General features: G+C 72.3%; 23 protein-coding genes. 9 read left to right on the top strand and 14 right to left on the bottom strand.

Annotation, left to right across the window (positions count from 1 at the left end; translation table 11 throughout):
- Nucleotides 1–2: 2 nt before the first annotated feature.
- The 7 genes from NITAL_RS12480 to NITAL_RS12450 form a co-directional block, all read right to left on the bottom strand.
- Entirely contained in the window at nucleotides 3–545 is a 543-nt protein-coding gene (locus NITAL_RS12480) for a hypothetical protein (RefSeq protein WP_052666503.1), read from the bottom strand.
- The gene (locus NITAL_RS12475; protein WP_157041799.1) at nucleotides 542–1,360 is read right to left on the bottom strand and encodes a hypothetical protein; all 819 of its coding nucleotides are present in this window, start codon (nucleotides 1,358–1,360) and stop codon (nucleotides 542–544) included. Before NITAL_RS12475 ends, NITAL_RS12480 begins: the two co-directional genes overlap by 4 nt.
- Nucleotides 1,361–1,526: 166 nt before the next feature.
- A complete protein-coding gene (locus tag NITAL_RS12470) occupies nucleotides 1,527–2,012 on the bottom strand; it encodes a nuclear transport factor 2 family protein (RefSeq protein ID WP_052666501.1) in 486 nt (161 codons plus the stop codon).
- A complete protein-coding gene (locus NITAL_RS12465; protein WP_052666500.1) occupies nucleotides 2,009–3,160 on the bottom strand; it encodes an acetyl-CoA C-acetyltransferase in 1,152 nt (383 codons plus the stop codon). Before NITAL_RS12465 ends, NITAL_RS12470 begins: the two co-directional genes overlap by 4 nt.
- A 55-nt stretch (nucleotides 3,161–3,215) precedes the next feature.
- Entirely contained in the window at nucleotides 3,216–4,430 is a 1,215-nt protein-coding gene (locus NITAL_RS12460) for a lipid-transfer protein (protein WP_083442168.1), read from the bottom strand.
- Nucleotides 4,427–4,903, bottom strand: a complete 477-nt coding sequence (locus NITAL_RS12455) for a Zn-ribbon domain-containing OB-fold protein (protein ID WP_052669646.1) — start codon at nucleotides 4,901–4,903, stop codon at nucleotides 4,427–4,429. Before NITAL_RS12455 ends, NITAL_RS12460 begins: the two co-directional genes overlap by 4 nt.
- Nucleotides 4,904–4,923: 20 nt before the next feature.
- Entirely contained in the window at nucleotides 4,924–5,796 is an 873-nt protein-coding gene (locus tag NITAL_RS12450; protein WP_052666499.1) for an alpha/beta fold hydrolase, read from the bottom strand.
- Nucleotides 5,797–5,917: 121 nt separating this feature from the next.
- On the opposite strand from NITAL_RS12450, the gene NITAL_RS12445 reads away from it, so the two are divergent.
- Both NITAL_RS12445 and NITAL_RS12440 read left to right on the top strand, forming a co-directional pair.
- Complete coding sequence (locus tag NITAL_RS12445) at nucleotides 5,918–7,078, top strand: acyl-CoA dehydrogenase family protein (RefSeq protein ID WP_052666498.1); 1,161 nt, start codon at nucleotides 5,918–5,920, stop codon at nucleotides 7,076–7,078.
- Between the two features lie 8 nt (nucleotides 7,079–7,086).
- The gene (locus NITAL_RS12440; protein WP_052666497.1) at nucleotides 7,087–8,094 is read left to right on the top strand and encodes an acyl-CoA dehydrogenase family protein; all 1,008 of its coding nucleotides are present in this window, start codon (nucleotides 7,087–7,089) and stop codon (nucleotides 8,092–8,094) included.
- A 177-nt stretch (nucleotides 8,095–8,271) separates the two neighbouring features.
- Here the strand turns inward: NITAL_RS12440 and NITAL_RS12435 are convergent, their stop codons facing one another.
- From NITAL_RS12435 to NITAL_RS12405, 7 genes are all read right to left on the bottom strand, one after another.
- Nucleotides 8,272–9,450, bottom strand: coding sequence for an LLM class flavin-dependent oxidoreductase (locus tag NITAL_RS12435; protein ID WP_083441517.1), 1,179 nt, complete (start codon nucleotides 9,448–9,450; stop codon nucleotides 8,272–8,274).
- Nucleotides 9,451–9,574: 124 nt separating this feature from the next.
- A complete protein-coding gene (locus tag NITAL_RS12430) occupies nucleotides 9,575–10,030 on the bottom strand; it encodes a MaoC family dehydratase (RefSeq protein ID WP_052666496.1) in 456 nt (151 codons plus the stop codon).
- Complete coding sequence (locus NITAL_RS12425) at nucleotides 10,027–10,536, bottom strand: nitroreductase family deazaflavin-dependent oxidoreductase (RefSeq protein WP_052666495.1); 510 nt, start codon at nucleotides 10,534–10,536, stop codon at nucleotides 10,027–10,029. Before NITAL_RS12425 ends, NITAL_RS12430 begins: the two co-directional genes overlap by 4 nt.
- Nucleotides 10,533–11,321: an SDR family oxidoreductase gene (locus tag NITAL_RS12420; RefSeq protein ID WP_083441516.1), complete on the bottom strand. Its 789-nt coding sequence runs from the start codon at nucleotides 11,319–11,321 to the stop codon at nucleotides 10,533–10,535. Before NITAL_RS12420 ends, NITAL_RS12425 begins: the two co-directional genes overlap by 4 nt.
- The gene (locus NITAL_RS28520) at nucleotides 11,314–12,201 is read right to left on the bottom strand and encodes an SDR family NAD(P)-dependent oxidoreductase (protein WP_052669644.1); all 888 of its coding nucleotides are present in this window, start codon (nucleotides 12,199–12,201) and stop codon (nucleotides 11,314–11,316) included. The genes NITAL_RS12420 and NITAL_RS28520 overlap by 8 nt, the downstream gene beginning before the upstream one ends.
- 14 nt (nucleotides 12,202–12,215) lie before the next feature.
- Nucleotides 12,216–13,244: an acyl-CoA dehydrogenase family protein gene (locus NITAL_RS12410; protein WP_052666494.1), complete on the bottom strand. Its 1,029-nt coding sequence runs from the start codon at nucleotides 13,242–13,244 to the stop codon at nucleotides 12,216–12,218.
- A 3-nt stretch (nucleotides 13,245–13,247) separates the two neighbouring features.
- The gene (locus NITAL_RS12405; protein ID WP_052666493.1) at nucleotides 13,248–14,429 is read right to left on the bottom strand and encodes an acyl-CoA dehydrogenase family protein; all 1,182 of its coding nucleotides are present in this window, start codon (nucleotides 14,427–14,429) and stop codon (nucleotides 13,248–13,250) included.
- Nucleotides 14,430–14,680: 251 nt separating this feature from the next.
- On the opposite strand from NITAL_RS12405, the gene NITAL_RS12400 reads away from it, so the two are divergent.
- The 7 genes from NITAL_RS12400 (at nucleotide 14,681) to NITAL_RS12370 (ending at nucleotide 20,823) form a co-directional block, all read left to right on the top strand.
- Nucleotides 14,681–15,610, top strand: a complete 930-nt coding sequence (locus NITAL_RS12400) for a cyclase family protein (RefSeq protein WP_052669643.1) — start codon at nucleotides 14,681–14,683, stop codon at nucleotides 15,608–15,610.
- Nucleotides 15,607–16,401: an SDR family oxidoreductase gene (locus NITAL_RS12395; protein WP_052666492.1), complete on the top strand. Its 795-nt coding sequence runs from the start codon at nucleotides 15,607–15,609 to the stop codon at nucleotides 16,399–16,401. Before NITAL_RS12400 ends, NITAL_RS12395 begins: the two co-directional genes overlap by 4 nt.
- Before the next feature lie 91 nt (nucleotides 16,402–16,492).
- On the top strand, nucleotides 16,493–17,371 hold the full coding sequence (locus NITAL_RS12390; protein WP_052666491.1) for a TIGR03619 family F420-dependent LLM class oxidoreductase: 879 nt from the start codon (nucleotides 16,493–16,495) through the stop codon (nucleotides 17,369–17,371).
- A 142-nt stretch (nucleotides 17,372–17,513) separates the two neighbouring features.
- Nucleotides 17,514–19,040 carry an EndoU domain-containing protein gene (locus tag NITAL_RS12385; RefSeq protein ID WP_052666490.1) on the top strand — a complete coding sequence of 509 codons (1,527 nt, stop codon included), beginning with the start codon at nucleotides 17,514–17,516 and terminating at the stop codon, nucleotides 19,038–19,040.
- Nucleotides 19,037–19,801 (top strand): hypothetical protein, encoded by a 765-nt coding sequence (locus NITAL_RS12380; protein WP_052666489.1) that lies wholly within the window; start codon nucleotides 19,037–19,039, stop codon nucleotides 19,799–19,801. Before NITAL_RS12385 ends, NITAL_RS12380 begins: the two co-directional genes overlap by 4 nt.
- Nucleotides 19,802–19,859: 58 nt before the next feature.
- The gene (locus tag NITAL_RS12375) at nucleotides 19,860–20,429 is read left to right on the top strand and encodes a dienelactone hydrolase family protein (protein WP_052666488.1); all 570 of its coding nucleotides are present in this window, start codon (nucleotides 19,860–19,862) and stop codon (nucleotides 20,427–20,429) included.
- On the top strand, nucleotides 20,422–20,823 hold the full coding sequence (locus tag NITAL_RS12370) for a hypothetical protein (RefSeq protein ID WP_052666487.1): 402 nt from the start codon (nucleotides 20,422–20,424) through the stop codon (nucleotides 20,821–20,823). Before NITAL_RS12375 ends, NITAL_RS12370 begins: the two co-directional genes overlap by 8 nt.
- The last annotated feature ends 9 nt before the right edge of the window (nucleotides 20,824–20,832 follow it).

Below are 20,832 nucleotides of genomic sequence, written 5' to 3'. Positions count from 1 at the left end.
GCTCACGGTCGCACCGAACGGGATGCCAGGCTGACGGGCACGACCTGGCCCGAACCCGGATCGAACTCGATGCCGGCGACGCTGATGGTGAGCACCCCGCCACCGAGATCGACGGTCGTGGGATCCACGGAGCCGGCGGATGGTGCGGCGGCCACCGGTCGGATCACACCGTCATCGAGGACAGCCGGGACCTCCGTCAACGCCGCCGCCAGACGATCCAGACGCCGGTCCGTCGGCCAGGCGCGCGCGGACACGAAGGCCCGCTCGACGGACGCCACACGCCGGAACGAGCGGACGTCGAGCGGCACGGGTTCCCCTCGATCGAGCTCGGACTCCACGCGCACGATGCGGTGGCTGTGCGCATCGACGGTGGCGAACATCCCGAAGCCGCCACCGCGCCACGGGGTCAACGTCGTGGTGTTCGCCACGAGCACCTGAGTGGATGCGACGAACACGAGCAGCAACGGCACGACCATCGGCAGCCAACGGTCACGCCGTGCTGAGCCCGACGGGACGATCGCTGCCGCCTCGTCCCGACGGTTCACCGTCGCAGGTAGCTGCCAGCGAGTACCCCGACCAGGCCGAGCACGACCAGCCCTGCGAGCGGCACACCGGTGCGCGGCAACTGCCCACCCGACAGGCCGGCCTCCTGCACCGCAGCGTCGTCCCCGGTGCGCTCACCGGTCTCGCCGGCGACCGGGTCGTCGTCCGGGTCGCCGTCGCTCACCGGCTCCCCCGACCCGTCGTCGGTGGCTCCCTCCGGTTCAGGGTCACCACCGGGCGTCGGTCCCGGAACCTCACCCGATGACCCGTCGTCGGCCCCGTCCGAACCGTCGTCCCCGTCCCCGTCGTCCCCGTCGTCGACGGGTAGCTCCGGGTCCTGCGCGGTGCCGGTCACCGTGACGGTGACGCACCCGGGTGTACTGACAGCGCCGAGCGTGTCGGTCGCGCGGACACAGACGTCGGTGTCACCAGGAGCTGGGAACGGATCCGTGGTGACCTCGACCGAGTGGTCCTTCGGCTGGTCCGCGGTCCGCGGCAGCGCGGTGGCCGACATCGGCAGCCACTCGCCGTCGCCGACGCGGTACTCGGCGGACGCGAGCTCGGTGTCCAGCGTCACCCGCACCAACGCGGACACCTCGCTGGTCCCACCGACCTCCACCGCGTCCGGCTCGACCTGCACCAGCGCGAGCTGTACGACCGCGGGGCCGATCCGCCCATCGATCTCGAACATGCCCTCGTCGATGAGCCCGTCGCAGTCGTTGTCCACCCCGTCGTAGATCTCGACCTGCGGAGCGTCGACCAGGAACGGATCGTCACCACCGCAGCCGAACCCCAGGGCTTCGGCCGACAGGGTCACGACGAGAGCTACCGTGAGCCCGAAGAGGACCACCGTCCACGCCCAACCGCTGCTTCTCGACGCGGAACGTCCAGCGACCTGTTGCCCCATGTGCCCCTGCTCCCAGCTGCCCCGCAGGACGACCCTAGCGCCCCCTGTCCGCTCAACGCACGCACGCGCTCCGAGATCAGCGGGCGAAGCGGTTGACGGTCAGCTGCTGGCCGTCGGCTCGGGGGACGACCTCCTCGTAGACGCGGCGGTAGCCGGTCCCCGAGATGAGCCACACGCCGTCGACCTGGGTGTAGGTGTCCTCGTAGAACGCCGTGCCGCGCAGGGTCACGTCGCGGTCGAGGGCGATGACCTCGTCGTCGAGGGCCCACACTCCGACCGCGGTGTCCGGCCCCGTCAGGTCGATCTCGGGTTGGTGGGCGCGGTGGTTGGTCAGCACCTGCGGCGAACCGAGCAACCGCTCGAAGAACGCCACGATTTCCGCGCGTGAGCTGAGCTGGTGGCGGCCGTCGCTGAACGCCGCCGTCGCATCGGCGGTGAAGCACCCACCGATCTCGTCGAACGCCTTGGTGTCGAGCAGCCGCAGGTAGCGGTGCTTGACCCGTTCGATGGCGGCGACCTCGACCAACGCTTCGACGCCGGTCGCGACGGTCTCGGCGCTCACAGCCGCTCGATGATCGTGACGTTGGCCTGGCCACCGCCCTCGCACATCGTCTGGAGGCCGTAGCGTCCGCCGGTGCGCTCGAGTTCGTGGAGCAGGGTGGTCATCAGACGGGCCCCGGTGGCACCGAGCGGGTGGCCGAGCGAGATCGCCCCGCCGTTGACGTTGACCTTGCCGAGGTCGAACCCGGTCTCCTTCTGCCACGCGAGCACGACCGACGCGAACGCCTCGTTGATCTCGACCAGGTCGATGTCGTCGGGGGTGAGGCCCGTCCGCTCGAGCGCGTGCGCCGTCGCCGGGATCGGCGCGTCGAGCATCGTGATGGGGCTCGCACCCCGCACCGACAGGTGGTGGATGCGTGCCCGCGGGGTCAGGCCGTGCTGCTCGACGGCCCGCTCCGAGGCGACCAGGAGCGCCGCCGACCCGTCCGAGATCTGGCTCGACAGCGCCGCGGTCAGCCGCCCGCCGTCGATGAGCGTCTTCAACGACGCCATCTTCTCGAGCGTCGTGTCGGGCCGCGGGCCCTCGTCGTGGACGACGTCACCGTACGGGGCGATCTCGCGGTCGAAGCGACCCTCGGCGATCGCACGGGTCGCACGCTGGTGGCTCTCGTAGGCGAACGCCTCCATGGCCTCGCGCGTCACGCCCCACTTGTCGGCGATCATCTCCGCGCCGGCGAACTGCGACACCGGCTGGTCGCCGTAGCGCTCCTTCCACCCCTGCGATCCGGAGAACGGATCGTCGAACCCGAAGTGCTTGCCGACGCGCATCGACGCACCGATCGGGATCGCCGACATGGTCTGCACGCCGCCGGCGACCACGAGGTCCTGGGTGCCGCTCATCACCGCCTGCGCGGCGAAGTGCACCGCCTGCTGGGACGACCCGCACTGCCGGTCGACGGTCGTACCGGGCACCTCCTCGGGCAGGCCGGCCGCGAGCCAGCAGGTCCGGGCGATGTCACCGGCCAGCGGGCCGACGGTGTCGACCGCGCCGAACACGACATCGTCCACGGCGCTGGCGTCGATGCCGGTGCGTTCCACGAGCGCGCGCAGGACGTGGGCGCCGAGGTCGGCGGCGTGGACGTCGGCGAGTCCCCCGCCGCGCTTGCCCACGGGGGTCCGGACGGCGTCGATCAGGTAGGCCTCGGGCACGGTGCTCTCCTCGTGTGGCTCGGCCGCTCTGCGCGGCCACTCTGGGATGGTGACGTCACCTGTCGCGGGTGACGATGACGGACGAACCGTGGCCGAACAGGCCCTGGTTCGCGGTGATGCCGGCACGCGGCGGACGCCCGTCGATCTCGACCTGCCGGCCGGTCGCGGTGCCGCGCAGCTGCCAGGTCAGCTCGCAGACCTGGGCGATGGCCTGGGCGGGGACGGCCTCGCCGAAGCAGGCGAGGCCACCGGACGGGTTGACCGGCAGGCGGCCACCGAGCGTGGTGACGCCATCGGCCAGCAGCTTCTCGGCCTCCCCGGTGCCGCAGAACCCGAGCTGCTCGTACCAGTCGAGCTCCAACGCGGTCGACAGGTCGTAGACCTCCGCGACCTCGATGTCGTCCGGTCCGATGCCGGCCTCGGTGTAGGCGGCGTCGCCGATGGCTTCCTTGAACGCGCGCTCCGCAGCGGGGACGACCGCGGCGCTGTCGGTCGCCAGGTCGGGCAGGTCGATGATCCGCGTCGGGTAGGTCGGCGTCACGGTCGACACCGCGGCGACGCGCACCCCGGCGTCCTTACCGTGCCGCTCGGCCCACTCACGCGAGGCCAGGACGACCGCCGCACCCCCGTCGCTGGTCGCACAGATCTGCAGCAATCGCAGCGGGTCGGAGACGATCGGCGAGGCGAGCACCTCGTCGACCGATGTCTCCTTGCGGTAGCGCGCGTTGGGGTTGCCCAGGCCGTGGCGCGCGTTCTTGACCTTGACCTCGGCGAAGTCGCGCTCGGTCGCGCCGTACAGGTCCATGCGCCGTCGGGCGTGGAAGGCGAAGTACGTCGGGTTGGTCGCACCGAGGAGGCGGAACCGCAGCCAGTCCGGATCGTCGGGCCGCTCCCCCGCGTTCGGGGCGAGGAAGCCCTTCGGGGTCGTGTCGGCACCGACCACCAGCGCCACCTCGCATCGGCCGGCGAGGATCCGATCGCGAGCGATGTCGATGGCGGTCGCCCCCGACGCGCAGGCCGCGTAGCTGGAGGCGACGGGGATGCCGGTCCACCCGAGCGCCTGGGCGAAGGTGGCCCCCGAGACGTAGCCGGGGTAGCCGTTGCGCATCGTGTCGGCGCCGGAGATGAACCCGATGTCGGTGGCCTCGACGCCGGCCTCGGCGAGAGCGGCGCGGGCAGCGTGGACGCCGTAGGTGACGAAATCGCGCCCCCACTTGCCCCAGGGGTGCATCCCGGCGCCGAGCACGACCACGTCGCGAGGATCGCTCACGCCGACACCTCCGCCCCGGAGCGGACGGGGGCCACGACCCGCCAGCGCCACACGGTGTGTTCCTCGGTGTCGGTGGTCAGCAGCGTCCCGATCTCGAGCTCGACCTCGGCCCCGACCCGCAGGCCGTCGGTCGGGCCAGCGACCTGGCCGAGCACGGTGATGGCCTCGTCCCGCAGTTCGACGGCCGCGATGGTGATCGGCTCGAACGGATCGGCCGGCACGTACGGCGCCGGCGGCGGGTAGTGGTTGGTCGCGTAGGACCACACCCGACCCGTTCGCGACAGTGGCGTCACCGGAAGTTCCTCACCGACGCACGCCGGGTTCGGGCAGGTCACGGCACGCGGGGGGAAGACGACCGTCGCGCAGTCGGCGCACCGCTGCCCGAGCAGGTGCGGTTCGGGATCCGACGCGAACCACCCCTCGACCGCCGGCCGGACCGTGCGTTCATCGTGACCGTCGCTGGCGTGCTGCATCGCTGGTTCCTCCCCGCCCGTCACGTTGCCTGACGGCTCGTCAGGTCGTCGACCGACGACGACGTCCGGTCCACCGAGAAGGCGGTCTCGGTGAAGGCGGTGATGGCCGAGGTCAGGCGGGTCGGTTCTGTCCGCAGCTCCAGCATGTGGTGGGCCGTGAGCAGCGTCGACGCGGGTAGCTGCTGTGCGAGCAGCTCGGCGTCGTCCATCGGGTGCACCCAGTCACGCGTGTGGCCGACCACCAGGGCGGGCGTGGTGATCGTCTCGCGGACGTGGCGTGGCGGCACGATCGACCCGGTCGCGTAGCCCTGGAGCACGGCGGCCATGGAGCGTGGCACGCCGACGCACCCGAGGACGGTGTCGACGACGTCGTTGCCGGTGACCGGCAGGTGTGAGACGGCGCGGAACAGGGCGCGGACGGGCGGACCGCCGTACCGGAACGCCGCCCACAGGGGTGCCAGCGTCGCCGTCGCCCCCACCACCCCGCGTTCGAGGACGGGCATCTCGCAGAGCATCGCGACCACCCGATCGGGGTCGCGCGCCGCGAACTCCAACGCGAGGTTCGCCCCGAGGCTCATCCCGCCGATCATCGCGCGTTCGATGCCGAGGTCGTCGAGGAGGTCGCGCACCTGGTCGACGGCGAGGTCGAGGCGGTAGCACCCGGGATCGTCCGGCGCGTCGCTGCGGCCGTGGCCGAGCAGATCGGGCTGGATCACCCGGTACCCGGCCGCGACCAGCGCGTCAGCGGTGTGACCGTTGCAGACCGCCGGCAGCAACAGGCCGTGGACAAGCACCACGGTGTCGGGTCCGGAGCCACGTTCCTCGTGGACGACGCGGTGCCCGCGCCACTCGCGCGTGCTGACACGGACGTCGGTGCGGCGGCTCGCGACCACGTGGCCCTCCCGGATCGGCGCCGACCCTCCCGGCGGCGCGCCGTGACCATACCTGACGGGTCGTCAGGTATGGTCCTCGACAGACGGCGCCCCAGCTGCGGCGTCGTGGGAGGGAGCCCTCGTGGACCTGACGCTCGAGCCCGAGCAGGCGGCGTTCCGCGACGAGGCACGTACCTGGCTCGAGGCGAACGCCCGCCACGCGCCGAGGGTCTCGTTCGACACCGAGGCGGGCTTCGCCGCCCACCGCGCGTGGGAGCGTCGCCTCTTCGACGGCGGCTGGGGGGTCGTTCCGTGGCCCGAGGCGTACGGCGGTCGCGGCGCCGACCTCGTCTCGTGGCTGCTGTTCGAGGAGGAGTACTACCGCGCCGGATGTCCCTACCGCCTCAACCAGAACGGCCTCTTCCTGCTCGGCCCGACCCTGATGGAGTACGGCACACAGCGGCAGCGCGACCGCTTCCTGCGCCCGATGGCCGCCGGTGAGGAGATCTGGGCGCAGGGGTGGTCCGAGCCCGAGGCCGGGTCGGACATGGCGGCCATCCGCGCCAGGGCCGTCCGTGATGGTGACGACTGGGTCATCAGCGGACAGAAGACGTGGTCGACGCGGGCGGCGTTCGCCGACCAGCTGTTCGGGCTGTTCCGCTCCGAGCCAGGGTCGGAGCGCCACCGCGGTCTGTCGTTCATCCTCGTCCCGCTGGACGCGCCGGGTGTGACGGTCCGACCGATCCACCAGCTCAACGGCGAACCCGGGTTCGCCGAGGTCTTCTTCGACGAGGTCCGCGTGCCGATGGAACTGTCCACCCTCGGCCCGATCGGCGAGGGCTGGAAGGTCGCGATGTCGACCGCCGGGTTCGAGCGTGGCGTCAGCCTGCGGTCCCCCGGCCGGTTCAACACATCCGCGCAGCGTCTGATCGATCTGGCGCGTTCGCGCGCGGACCTGCCGCCGGCGCTCGCACGCGAGGTCGCCCGGTCGTGGGCGAGGACCCAGGCCTACGACCTGATGACCTACCGCACCGTCGGTCACGTCCTCGACGGTGGCGAGGTCGGACCCGAAGCCTCCCTCAACAAGCTGTTCTGGTCCGAGATGGACCGCGAGTTGCACCGCACCGCCCTGCGCCTGCTCGGCACGGCAGCGCCGCTGACGGCGGACGCACCCGACGCGGTGGACGAGGGCCGGTGGCTCGACCGGTTCCTGTTCAGCCTGTCCGGCCCGATCTACGCCGGGACCAACGAGATCCAGCGCAACATCGTCGCCGAGCGCGTCCTCGGCCTCCCCCGCTCCTAGGACCCGCCGTGCGCCTGCGACCGACCGACGACCAGCAACTGCTGACCGCTGCGGTCCGCGACTTCCTCACCGTCGAGGCGAGCGCCGACCGGGTACGCGCGACCTGGCAGGCCGGCGGCCACGACGCGGCACGGTGGAAGGGCCTGGCCGACCTCGGGGTCCTCGGCGTGACGATCCCCGAGGCCGCGGGGGGCCTCGGACTGGGCGACCTCGACCTCGTCGGGCCGCTGATCGAAGCCGGCCGCGCCGCGCTGCCCGAACCCCTCGCCGAGGTGGCGGCGGTCGCCGCGCCGCTGCTCGTCGACGCCGGGGGCGAGGCGGCGGAGGCGTGGTTGCCCCGCATCGCGACCGGCGACGCGGTCGTCGTCGCGTGCCTGCCCTCCGACCCCTTCCCGGCCCACGTCGCGGGCAGCGACCTGCTGCTGGTCGCCGACGGCGAGACCATCCGCGCGGTGCCGACCGCCGAGGCGGCGTGGACCGCGCAGCCGACCCTCGACGGCGGCCGCCCGACGGTCCGGCTCGACACGGTCCCCGACGGCGAAGGGGTCGCGTCCGGCCCCGAGGCACGGGCGCTGACCGCGAAGGCCGAACGCCGGCTCGCGGTCGCCACGGCCGCACAGCTGGTCGGCGTGGGTGAGGCCGCGATCGACCTCGCCGTGGCGCACGCCGGGACACGCGAACAGTTCGGGCGCCCGATCGGTGCCTTCCAGGCCGTCAAGCACCACCTCGCCGACGCGCTGGTCGGGGTCCGCTTCGCACTGCCGCTGGTCGAGCGGGCGGCCCACAGCGTGGCCATCGACGACCCGGGCGCCGGTGTGCACACCGCCCTGGCGAAAGCCACGGCCGGCGAGGCGGCCGAGGCCGCGGTCGAGCACGCCCTCCAGGTCCACGGGGCGATCGGTTACACCTGGGAGTGCGACCTCCACCTGTGGCTCAAGCGGGCCTACGCCCTGCTGCCCGTCGGCGGCGACCTCGAATCCAGCTGGCAGCAGATCGAGCACCACCTACTGCCCTGACCGCGGACACGAACCCGCGGATGCGCGGGTTCCGTCGCGGCGAGGCGTAGGCGAGGCTCGACCCGGCCGCGCGAACCCGCGGATACGCGCGTTCGCTCCCGGCGAGGACGCCAGCGAGGCTCAGCCTGCCGAGTGAACCCGCGGATACGCGGGTTCACTCGCTGAGGCCCCTCTGGGTCAGGTGCCGGGTTCGGGGTCGGGACCGGTGGTGACGGCCACGACCTGGGACTCCCAGGTGGGCACGTCGGCCGCGGCCCGCATCGCGTCGGTGCGGAACTCGGGCCGGTCGAACGTCGGGATGACGTGCTCCCCGAGCAGGCGGATGGTCTCGAGGCAGACGTCCTGCGGGATGTCGATCGGGATGGAGAAGCTGATCTGATCGATCCCGGTCGCCTCGTAGCGCTTGAGCTGCTCGACCACCTCGTCCGGGTCGCCACAGGCCAGGAAACCACCGGCGATCCCGGCTTCCACCATGTCGAGGTTCGGTTCGGGCAGCACCTCGGGCCACGCCGGGATGCCCTCGACCTTCGGCATCGTGGAGTGGTAACGGTGGACCCCGGCGTGCAGCCGCATCGTGCCGGCGTCGGTGGCGACCTTGCGGGCGAGCTCACCGTCCTCCATCACGATGGCGACGTTGGTGGCCATGACGTTGTCGTTGACCCACTCACCGATCGGCTCGGCGGACGCGACCGCCTTCTTGTAGGCCTCGACGCGCGGCGCCATCGAGTCGATGGACCCGATCGAGAACCCGATCGCGCCGAGGCCGAGGTGGCCGGCGTCCTGCCAGGTCTGGGGGTTACCCGCCGCGCACCACATCGGCGGGTGGCTGTGCCCGTAGGGCTTGGGCAGGATCATGCGCTCGCCCGGCACCCGGAAGTGCTCGCCTTCGAAGCTGTAGGCGTTGGAGCGCCACATGCGCGGCAGCTCGCGGATGACCTCGTGCCACCACTGCTTGGTGATCCTGGTATCCGGCACGTCGAAGCCCTGGACCTCGTGCCAGCCCGCACCGCGCCCGGTGCCGAGCTCGAACCGACCCCCCGTCAGGTGGTCCATCATCGCCACCTCCTCGGCGACGCGGATGGGGTGGTTGACCCGCGGCGAGAGGTTGCGGATGCCGGTGGCGAGGTGGATGCGTTCGGTCCGGCCCGCGACGAACGCGAGGAACGAGCCGCTGTCGGACAGGTGGGAGTACTCCTGGAGGAAGTGGTGCTCCGATGCCCAGACGTACTTGAACCCCGCCCGATCCGCGGCCACAGCGAGTTCGACCTCGCGCATGAGGGCGTAGTGCTCGTAGGCGGGGTCCTGCTCCACCCGGCGTGCGGGCACGTGGCCCTGGAGGAAGATCCCGAACTCCACCGCTGCTCTCCCTGTTCGCACCCCGAGCCCGAGGTGACGTTCCGCACGCCGACGTCCGACGCTCCCGGCCGGAACTGTAACACGTTCTATTTCTGGCTTCTAGGCCGATCACCCTGACCCGGCGTCAGCTGAGGAACCGGCTCAGGACCTCCAGCACGCACGCCGGCTTGTCCTGGTCCTCGATCTCGACGGTGACGCGCTTGCGCACCTGCACGCCTCCCGACACGTCGGTCACCTCGAGCAGTTCCACGCCGGCGCGGATGCGGCTGCCCACCGGCACCGCCGCCGGGAAGCGCACCCGGTCGGTGCCGTAGTTGACCCCCATCGCGAACCCGCGCACCTCGACCACCTGCGGGATCAGCGCGTTGGTCAGCGACTGGGTCAGGTAGCCGTGGGCGATCGTGGTGCCGTACGGGCTCTCGGCCGCCGCCCGGGCCGGGTCGACGTGGATCCACTGGTGGTCACCGGTCGCCTCCGCGAACCGATCGATGCGGTCCTGATCGACCGTCAGCCAGCCCGAGTGACCGAGGTGGGACCCCGCGGCAGCACGGACCTCGTCCGCCCCGTCGAGGACGATCACGCCGCCTCCCTCGTCAAGCGGAAGACCCGGATGTCACGGCCGGCGGCTCCCGCGCGATCGATGTACACATCGAACGGTGGCCAGTAGGCGGTCAGGTGCGGCCAGATCTCGCGCCGCTGCTCCTCGTCCAGCGCCTCGGCGACGACCTCGTGGCGCCGGCCACGTCGCTGCACCACCGCCCGTGGGTCGTCGAGCAGGTTGAGCGCCCAGGCCGGGTGGTGGTCCTGCCCGAAGTTGCTGCCGACCACGAGCCAGCTGTCGCCGTCCGGGATGGCCGCGATGGGCACCGTCCGCGGCTGACCCGACCGTCGGCCGGTGGTGGTCAGCATGACCACCGGCAGCATCAGGTCGGACACGATGTAGCGCCCCCGGCTGAGACGGAACACCAGGCCGTCCAGGCGGTGGAACAGCTTGGAGCCGATCCGCGCGAAGGTGCGCGTCCGGCCGATGCGCTGCACGAAGGCTTCGACGCGGCGGGGGACGCCACGTCGGCGATCGCCGCTCACGGGTGCTGGCTCGACACGGACAGGACCTCCCCGGTCAGGTAGCTCGCCAGGTCGCTGGCGAGGAACACGATCACGTTGGCGACCTCCCACGGCGCGGCGGCGCGGCCGAGGGTTTCACGGTCGGTCAGCTCGGCGAGCAGCTCGGGCGAGGTGACCTTGGCGAGGTTGTCGTGCATCGCCAGGCTCGGGGCCACCGCGTTGACCCGGATCCCGGCGCCCGCGACCTCGGTGGCGGTGCACCGGGTGAAGGCCATCACCCCGGCCTTGGCCGCCGCGTAATGCGCCTGCCCGGCCTGGGCGCGCCACCCGAGGACCGAGGCGTTGTTGACGATCGCGCCGCCACCGCCGGCGCGCAGGTACGGCAGCGCCGCGCGGGTGCACCGGAACGTGCCGGTCAGGGTGACGTCGAGCACCTGGTGCCACTGCTCGTCGGTCATCTGTTCGACCGTCGCGGTCCCACCGAGGCCCGCGTTGTTGACCACCACGTCCAGCCCCCCGAGCTGCTCGGCGGCGCTGGCGAAGAGCCGGTCGACGTCCGCCTGAACCGTCACGTCGCACGGGACCGTGCCCGGCGTCCGGCCGGTCTCGGCGGCGAGACGCTCGGCGGTCTCGGCGAGGCGCCGCTCGTGGCGGTCGGAGATGACCACCTCGGCGCCCTCGACGAGGCAGCGGCGCGCGACGGCGGACCCGATGCCCGTGCCCGCGGCGGCGGTGACCACCACCCGCCTTCCGGCGAGCAGGTCGCGGCCGGGGGGCTCGGTCGGTACGGGGGGCGTGTCAGGCACGGGGGGTCCGCTCCCAGTCGTGGCCGGCGAACTCGCGGCGGAGGTCGTCGAGCTCCCAACGGCCCTCGCGGCCGCGCTCGTCGGCGTACCGCCACCCTCGGAGCACCTTGAGCTCACCTCCCCGGACGAACACGACCTGTCCGGTGACCGACTCCCCCGGCGCGACCAACCAGGCGACCACGCCGGCGACGTTGGCCGGGTCGAAGACGTCGAACGCGTCGGGGTCATCCGGCGCCGCCACCATCTCGGCCATCCCGGGCACCGCGGTGGTCATCCGGGTGCGGGCAGCCGGTGACACCGCGTTCACCCGCGCCCCGTACCGCTCGAGCTCATCGGCCAGGGTGACCGTCAGGCCCGCGATGGCCGCCTTCGCCGCCGCGTAGTTGGACTGGCCCGGCTGGCTGAACAGCCCCGCGTTCGAGGTGGTCATCACCACGGCCGCGTCGACGGGCTCCCCCGCCTTCGCCCGTTCGCGCCAGTAACCCGCGAACGCGCGGGTCGGACAGAAGTGGGCCCGCAGGTGCCCGGCCACGACCGCGTCCAGGTCCTCGACGTCCATCGACACGAACATGCGGTCACGCAGCATGCCGCCGCTGTTGATCAGCGCGTGGACCTGCCCGAACGCCTTGATCCCGGTGTCGAGCAGACGTCGTGCCCCCTCGGGGGTGCTGATGTCGTCGGCGTTCGTGACCACCTCCGCACCGCCGGCCCGCACCTCGTCGGCGAGGTCGGCGATCACCGACGGGTCCCCACCTTCACCACTGCGACCGACACCGAGGTCGTTGAGGACCAGCCGCGCGCCGTGGGCGGCCAGTTCGAGCACGTACGCCCGCCCGAGACCGCCGGCCGCGCCGGTCACGGCGATCACCCGTCCGTCCATGTCCGCCACACGCGTCACCGTTCGCTCGGGTCGTCGTCGGTCCGGGCGAGCAGGACGTCGGCCAGGGCCGCCCGGTGCGTCCGGGCGTCGCCGTACGCGGCGCGCCACGCTGCCGCCCGCTTCAGCAGGAGGTGCAGGTCGTGCTCCCAGGTGAAGCCGATCCCGGCGTGGACCTGCAGGGCGACCCGGTCGGCCAGAGCCGAGGCCTCGTCGCCCGCGACCTTGGCCACCCGCGCCGCGCTGTCGGCGTCCGCCTGACCGGTCGCGCGGGTGTGCGCCGCGTACCAGGCCGCGTTCCGCGCGGCCTCGATGGCGACGTGGACCGACGCGAGCGGCTGCTGGACCGCCTGGAACGCACCGATCGGCTGGCCGAACTGCTCGCGCGACGAGGCGTGCTCGACCGTCAAGGCGAGCAGGCGATCGGCCAGGCCGACGCTGGCCGCAGCCGTCGCCGCTGCAGCACGCAACCAGGCCACCTCGGGCGAGGCGCCGGGCAGCACCGTGTCCGTGCTCGTCCGGGCGTCCTCGATGGCGACCAGGTCACGTGTCGGGTCCTCGCTGCGCACCCCACGGGCCCTGACCGCCGCAGCGGGGATCAGGTGCACCTCGCCGTCCACCTCGAGGAGGAACGCGTCCGCGTCGGTGCCGGCCACCGCGAACGGCTCACCACCGAGCACCACGGCGATCGTCGTATCGCCGGTCGCCACCGCCGACGACCAGCGACGGCGCAGATCGGCCGGCGCGTGGTCGCGCAGCAGCGGCAGGACCACACCGAGCGTCTCGATCAGCGGTTCGGGCAGGCAGGCCCGCCCGGCCTCCTCGAGCACCACCGCCGCGTCCAGTTCGTCGCCGCCGACACCGCCGTCGTCCTCGCGTACGCCGATCCCGGTCAGGGAGCTGTCGGCGAGCTTGCGCCGCACGTCGCCCGTCTCCGCCCGGCCCTCCCACACGTCACGGAGCCGGGCGAGCGACCCCACGTCGGCGAAGACGTCGCGGGCCATGGACCGCAACGCGCGTTGCTCGTCGGTGAGGGCGAAGCGCACGGATCAGCCCTTCGGTAGGTGCAGGACGCGGCGGGCGAGGATCGACCGCTGGATCTCGGAGGTGCCGGCGTAGATCGTCGCGGCGCGCGCGTACCAGGCACGGGACCGCCAGGCGTTCGGGTCCGGCAGCGGTGAGTCCGGCGCCTCCAGGGCTTCACCGCTCGGGCCGAGCACCTCGCGGGCGAGGTCGTACAGGTCACGTTCGAGCTCGGACCAGAGCAGCTTGGTCACGCTCGACCCGGCGCCCATCGTGCCGCCGTCCTGGAGCACGGCCAGCGTCCGCAGCGCCTGGAGCCGGTAGGTCTCGGTGCGCACGTACAGGTCGGCCAGGCGGTCGCGCACCACCGCATCCTGGTCCAGCCCGCACACCCGGACGAGCGCGACCAGCTCGTCGAGCTCGCGGCGGTAGCGGGCGGGGGCGGCGGCGGGGGCATCACGTTCGTACTCGAGCGCCGTCGCCGCGACCTGCCAGCCACCGTGCAGCGGGCCGATGAGGTGATCGGATGGCACCTGGACACCGGTGAAGAACACCTCCGCGAAACCCTGGTGGCCGTCCGGCTGGGTGATGGCCCGCACCTCGATCCCCGGCGAGTCCATCTCGATGGCCAGGAAGCTGATGCCGGCCTGCTTCGGGCGCCCGCGCCCCGGGGCGGTGTCCGGGTCGGTCCGCACCAGGGTGAAGATCCAGTCGCCGTTCGCCCCCCACGAGGTCCAGATCTTCTGACCGTCGACGACGAACCCGTCGTGGACGGGGACCGCGCGGGTCCGCACGGCGGCGAGGTCGCTGCCGGCCTCGGGCTCGGAATAGCCCTGCACCCAGACGTCCTCGGCCGCCAGGATCCGCGGCAGCCAGCGCCGCTGCTGCTCGGCGGTCCCGTGGGCCATCAGGGTGGGACCCATGAGGTTGTGCCCGACGACGGTGACCCGTTCCGGCGCGTCGGCGAGGACGTACTCCTCGTCGAAGATGGCCTGGGTGACCGCGTCCGCACCCCGGCCCCCGTACTCCTCGGGCCAGCGGATCGCGGCGTAGCCGGCCTCGGCGAGCTGCCGTTCCCAGGCGAGGTGGGCGGCGAACCCCGCCGGTGTCCCCGGCGACGGCAGCGGCGGGTCGGGCACGTTGGCGCGCAGCCAGCTGCGGACCTCGTCGCGGAACGCCCGCTGCCCCGGGGTCGGTGCGAGGTCCACCCCGCGCTCCCTTCGTCACCACGTCATCACGCGTCGCGCGCCGGCACGCACGCCGGCTCCCACCGGGAGTCCGGACCGGACGCGGGGAACGATAACACGTTCTACTTCCCCTGGAGCCACCCATCAGCGACGGCGACTGCGCCCGCCGCGCCTGCCGACGCGGCGACCGCGCACAGAACGAGAACACGTTCTACATCGGGCGCTAGGGTGCGGGCCGCGTCGCGGGAGAGGTGGCGGGAGAGGTGGAACGGGTGACGCTTCCTGATGGCTTCCACGAGCTCGCTCGTGAGCTGCGCAACTGGGGACGGTGGGGCGCCGACGACGAGCGCGGCACCCTCAACCTGCTGACCGACGAGGTCGTGCGACGTGGGGTCGGTGACGTGCGCACCGGGCAGCGCCTCACGCTCGCGATGCCCCTGGACGACCAGGGGCCGCAGGCGGGCCTGGTCCCGGGGCGCGACAACCCCGTCCACACCGTCACGATGCTGCACCACGCGTTCGACGGCGACCCCGACCACTACGCCGCGAGCGACGACGCCATCGACATGTCGCTGCAGGCCGCCACACACTGGGACGCGCTGGCCCACGTCAGCTACGGCGGCCACCTCTACAACGGGTTCCCCGCCGGCACGGTGACCGCCAAGGGTGCGTCGCGCTGCGGCATCGACAAGGTCGGCGCGCTCGTCGGACCTGGTCTGTTGCTCGACGTGGCGCGGGCACGCGGGGTCGAACGTCTCACCCCGGGCCACACCATCACGCCCGACGACCTCGACGCCGCCGTCGAACTGGCACGGACCGAGGTCCGGCCCGGCGACCTCCTCCTGCTGCGCACCGGTCAGGTCCGGTCCTTCCTCGACGACGGGGACCGGGTGGCCTACGCCTACCCGTCGGCCGGGCCGGGCATGGAGGCGGCACGCTGGTTCCGTGAGCACGATGTCGCCGCCGTCGCCACCGACACCCTCGTCTTCGAGGTCTTCCCGTGCGAACGTGACGGACTCTTCCTCCCGGTCCACCTGCTCGACCTCGTCGAGATCGGGCTGACCCAGGGGCAGAACTTCGTCCTCGAGGAGCTCGCCGTCGCCTGCGCCGAGGACGACCGGTACCGGTTCCTGCTCGATGCCTCGCCGCAGCGGATCACCGGTGGGCTCGGCAGCCCCGTCACGCCCGTGGCGATCCGGTGAGCGCCGCAGGTCCCGTTAGCTCGACCCGTGTCGCCATCGTCTCCGGCGTCGGCCCTGGCCTCGGTCGGTCCATCGCGCTCGGGCTCGCACGCGACGGCGCGCGTTGCGTCCTCGCCGCCCGCCGCGAGGCCGAGCTCGAGAAGGTCGCCGGCGAGATCCGTGAGCTCGGCGGCGACGCCCTGGTGGTCCCCACCGACATCACCGACGACGCGCAGGTGGAGCACCTGATCGCGGCCACCCTCGACGCGTACGGCCGCCTCGACACGCTGGTCAACAACGCGTTCGTCCAGCCGCCGCTCGAGACGCTCGAGGCGGCCGAGCTCAGCACCTGGGAGCAGGCGTTCGCGGTCAACGTGTTCGGCACCGTCCGCGTCACCCGGGCCGCCATCGACGCGCTCCGGGCCGACGGCGGCGGCAACGTGGTGATGATCAACTCGATGTCGGCGCGACGCACCCGGGAACGGTTCGGGGTGTACTCCGCAGCCAAGGCGGCCCTGCTCAGCACCGCCAGGACCCTGGCGCTGGAGCTCGGCCCCGACGGCATCCGCGTCAACTCCGTGGTCCCCGGCTACGTGTGGGGCCCCAACCTCGAGGCCTGGTTCACCCACCGGGCCGAGAAGCGCGGCGTCAGCGTCGACGACGTCTACGCCGAGGTGGCGGCCGACAACGCCCTGCACCACCTGCCGACCGCCGACGAGGTCGCCGACAGCGTGGTCTTCCTCGCTTCCGACCGAGCAGCGGCGATCACCGGCCAGACCATCGACGTCAACGCCGGCCACTGGTTCCACTGATCCGATCCCGCCCACCACCCCGTTCGTCTCGCTCGCTGACGCTCGCTCGTTGCCTCACCTCTCCGATCCCGTCCACCAGGAGCCCGAAGCCGTGAAGATCTGGATGGCGACGGCGTTCGCCGCGACCGACGAGCTGCTCGAGCTGTGCGTCGCGGCCGACCGCAACGGCTACCACGGGGTCACCTTCTCCGACCACCTCTTCTACGCCGAGACCCAGACGAGCCAGTACCCCTACACCCCCGACGGCAAGCGGATGTGGCAACACGACACGCCGTGGCCGGACCCGTGGGTGACCATCGGGGCGCTGTCGTCGATCACCACACAGCTGCGCTTCACCACCAACGTCTACATCGCACCGGCCCGGGACCTGTTCACGGTCGCCAAGCAGGTGTCGACGGCGGCGGTGCTGTCCGGTGGCCGCGTGGAGCTCGGCGTGGGAGCGGGCTGGTCCCGTGACGAGTTCGACCAGACGGGACAACGCTTCGAGGACCGCGGGCCCCGGTTGGACGAGATGATCGATGCGCTGCACGAACTGTGGCAGCCCGGGTGGGCGGCTTTCCACGGCGAGCACTACGACTTCGACAAGCTGACCCTCGAGCCGACCCCACCTGGCCCCATCCCGATCAACGTCGGTGGCCACTCCAAGCCGGCCCTGCGCCGCGTCGCGCAGCGCGGTGACGGCTGGATCGGCACGTACTACAAGCCGGAGGAGATCGACGGCGTGCTGGCCGAGCTGGCGGCCGCACTCGCGGTCGAGGGCCGCGATCTGTCCGACGTCGAGGTGCTGCTGTCGCCGATCGCCGTACCCTCCCTGGACTACTACCGCGAGCTCGAGGACAAGGGCGTCGACGGCATCGTGTGGGCGCCGTGGATGCTGGCCGACGTCAGCGACGATCGGTTCGCGTCACCGCTCGAGGCCCGCATCGAGGCCACCGAACGCTTCGCCGACGAGATCATCGCGTACCTGTAGCCGCAGCACCCGAACCGGGCCCGGCGGGGTGTTCACGGTGCAGGGGTCGCCGATCGACCCGCACGGTTGTCCACAGGCCGCGAACGGCCCGTCGTTGCGGTGACCGGTTCCGTTCCTAGCGTCCGCCCCGATCGAGACGGGGGTGGACGTGGTCCGGATCGTCGGCGGCGGCGTGGTCGCGCTGGGCGTGCTCAACGCGCTCAGCGGGCTGCTGCTCGTGGCGCTCGGTGTCGGCGGAGCGCCGGTGGTCGTGGCGCTGGTCGCCGGTGGCACGGTGACCCCGCTCGGCCTCGCCGTGCGGCGGGGATCGGTGCTCGCAGCGAGCGTCAGCGGCGCAGGGCTTGTCGCGCTCATCGCGCACCAGGTCGCTGCGGGCCTCGGGGACGGGGCGTCGGTCGCCAGGACCCTGGTGACCTGCGCGCTCGCCCTCGGGTGTCTGGCGGTGGCGGTGCGAGGCATCCGGGAGCGGCGCCACGACAGCACCTCGCTGGCTGGGGCTCTGAGGCTCCGCCGTGAGGACGGGCAGGCGACCTCGGAGTACGTGGCTGCGCTGGTCCTGATCGCGCTCGTCCTCGGCGCCGTCGACATCGGTGGCCTGCTGCGGGACGGACTCGACGACAGCTTCCAGCAGCACTGTGCCGCCACCGCAGGGTGCGCGTACGGGGGCGAGGTCGATGCGGCGACGGAGGACCCCGACGGTCCCGGGACAGGGGACGCGGGTCCGCAGGTGACCCCCGCCGAGAGCCCCACCGCGCCGGGTGACGCGGTCGACGCGACCGCCACCGCACCGCCGGAGCCGGGGTTCCTCCGCCGGGTCGGCTCCCGGGTCGGGCGAGGGATCGGTACGGCGACCGACGCGGTGGCGGGGGCTGCACGGGCCACGGGCCGTGGACTCGGCGCGTTCGCCGACGGGTTCGTCGCCGGGGACCTGAGCGAGCGCACCTACGACTCCGGTGCCCTGGCGACCCTGCAGGGCATCGGCCACATCGCGTCCGGCATCCTGCTGTTCGGTGACGTCCGGGACACCGGCGCCGCAGCGGTGGCCATCGTCCGCTCAGGCGGACGGGAGGGGTGGACCGACCTCGGCCTGTCCGCGGCGGGCTTCGTCCCCATCGTCGGCGACGGCATCAAGGGCGCCAGACGGGCCGCCCGGGTGGTCGACGACGTCGCCGGAGCTGCCGGCAGCGCCGGACGACGTGCCGACGACGCCGCCGGTGGCCTGCGCATCACCCGCGATGCGGAGGACCACCTCGTCGACCACATCACCAACGGCCGCTACCGGAGCCGAGGTGGCTCATCAGGCGTGCACCACCGCCCTGGAGGCGTCGACGCCCCCGGGGCTAGGGTCGCGCGCGATCCCGAGACCGGAGCGGAGCGGATCGTGCGACGCGACGAAGCCACCGGCGTCTACGAAGCCCGCGTGCAGGTCCGCAACCCCGAGACCGGCGTCTGGGCCAACAAGAGGCACGAGTCCACCTTCTTCCCCGACCACTGGGACGAACCGCGCCTACGCGCCGAACTCCGGACCGGGGCTGACACAGCGAAGCAACTTCAACCTCATCAGTGGCGCGGCTACAGCTCCGACGGGGTCCCGATCGACTTCCTCGTCGACGGTGACGTCCCCCGTTCCGCGTACCCGAGCGCCGATGCACTCTGGCCGCGGTCGTGACCGGGGCCGTCCACGTCGAGCTCTTCGAGACCAGGCTGCAGCAGCGGCCCGACGATCCGATCCCGAACGTCTCGGTGACCGACCCCCGTGCGATCGTGGTCTCGTCGGTGGTCGGTGGGTTGGGTGAACGTCTGACCAGAGAACGAGCCCTCGCTCCTGTCCTCGAGGCCGTCGCCACGGGGCAACCGGGGGTCACCCAACTGGCGGAGAACCTCGTTGCGGTCATCATCCCGGGGTCCGACGTGCTGGTGGTCTACGAGACCTTCATCGACGAGCGCCGGACCGACATCCCGCTCACCCCGTTCCTCGAACTGATGGACCGTTGGGTCGACTACCTGCGTCGACCGTCACCACGCGGCACCCAGACCCACCTGCTCCCCTGGCCCTGGGAGGGCCGCTTCCGCCCCGACCGACTCCCGGTCATGCTCTGCGGCTACGTCGGACCCGAGGACCGAGCCCCCGCCCTGCTCGGCGCGCCGCTGATGCTGGAGCGGTTCGTCGCTGCCACCTACCCCGACCTGGCCGACATCACCGACCAACTCGAACGCTCCCTCGACCTCGTCATCGACGGCACCTGGAGCGTGCGCCGCACCGCACCCGACCGCGTCCAGATCCGCGAACACACCGACGACCACGAGAGCGACAACACCCTCACCATCCTCCTCGACACCCTCCACCAACTCGACGACGCCATCGCCGGCCCCTACCCCTTCGACGGCGACGCCGCTGCCGAGCTCCCCTGGATCCCCGACCAGTGGTGATCGTTCCCGGGCGCGGGCTAGCGTCTGCCGCTGCTGACCACGTCACGGGGAGCCGCACATGACCATGGTGGTCCTGTTCCACCACGCGCAGGGCCTGACCCCCGGGATCGTGGCGTTCGCCAACGAGCTGCGGGCTCACGGCCACGAGATCCACCTGCCCGACCTGTTCGAAGGAGCGACGTTCGCGACCGTCGAGGAAGGCGTCGCGCACGCCGAGAGAACCGGCTTCGACCGGATCGTCGCGCGGGGAGTTGCCGCCACCGAGGCGCTCCCGGCCGACGTGGTCTACGCGGGCTCCTCGCTGGGCGTCCTGCCGGCCCAGAAGCTCGCCCAGACCCGCCCGGGCGCCCGCGGGGTCGTCCTGTACCACGGCGGCGTGCCCGTCTCGACCTTCAGCGAACGCTGGCCCGACGGGGTACCGCTCCAGCTGCACCTGATGGACCAGGACGTGCTCGGCGAGGTCGACATCGTCGAGGAGCTGGCACGGGCCGTCGACGGCGCCGAGCTGTTCCTCTACCCGGGATCGGCCCACCTGTTCACCGACAGCAGCCTGGACGTGTACGACCACCAAGCGACGCGACAGGTGCTCGATCGCACCTTGGAGCTCCTCGCACGCGTCGATGGATGAGCGGCGGACCCGCGGCGCCACGGATCGTCGGAGTAGCCCTGCTCATGCTCCTCGCCGGCTGCCAGGCTCAGGCGGGTCGCGCGCCTACGGCGACGCCCTGTTCGGGCCGGAGGACGAGGTCGCGCAGCTCCTGGACGGCGACGGCCGCGTCGTCGCCGAGTACACGGTCGGTGGCTGCCTCGGTTGCGCGCGGGATGCGGTCGGCTCGCGGCAGGCGTACCTGACCATCCAGCGGACGCAGTGGGACGCCGAGACCTTGAACGGCCTCCGGACCCCGCAGGGACGGTTCGGCAGGGAGGCCGACGTCGAGGCCGATGCACAGGCCCTGCTCGAGGCGTGGCGGCCGCAGCGCGACCGGATCCTGGCTCGCCTCGACGAGGTCACCGCACGCTGAGGTTCGTCA

Origin of the sequence: Nitriliruptor alkaliphilus DSM 45188 (assembly GCF_000969705.1) — a bacterium.
GTDB lineage: Bacteria > Actinomycetota > Nitriliruptoria > Nitriliruptorales > Nitriliruptoraceae > Nitriliruptor > Nitriliruptor alkaliphilus.
This window is presented reverse-complemented; position numbering and strand designations above follow the sequence as displayed.

Coding starts and splice junctions, on each gene's coding strand:
- NITAL_RS12455 (WP_052669646.1), bottom strand. CDS start 4,903: ATGCAGCACGCCAGCGACGGTCACGATGAACGCACGGTCCGGCCGGCG.
- NITAL_RS28520 (WP_052669644.1), bottom strand. CDS start 12,201: ATGGACGGACGGGTGATCGCCGTGACCGGCGCGGCCGGCGGTCTCGGG.
- NITAL_RS12375 (WP_052666488.1), top strand. CDS start 19,860: ATGACCATGGTGGTCCTGTTCCACCACGCGCAGGGCCTGACCCCCGGG.
- NITAL_RS12370 (WP_052666487.1), top strand. CDS start 20,422: ATGGATGAGCGGCGGACCCGCGGCGCCACGGATCGTCGGAGTAGCCCT.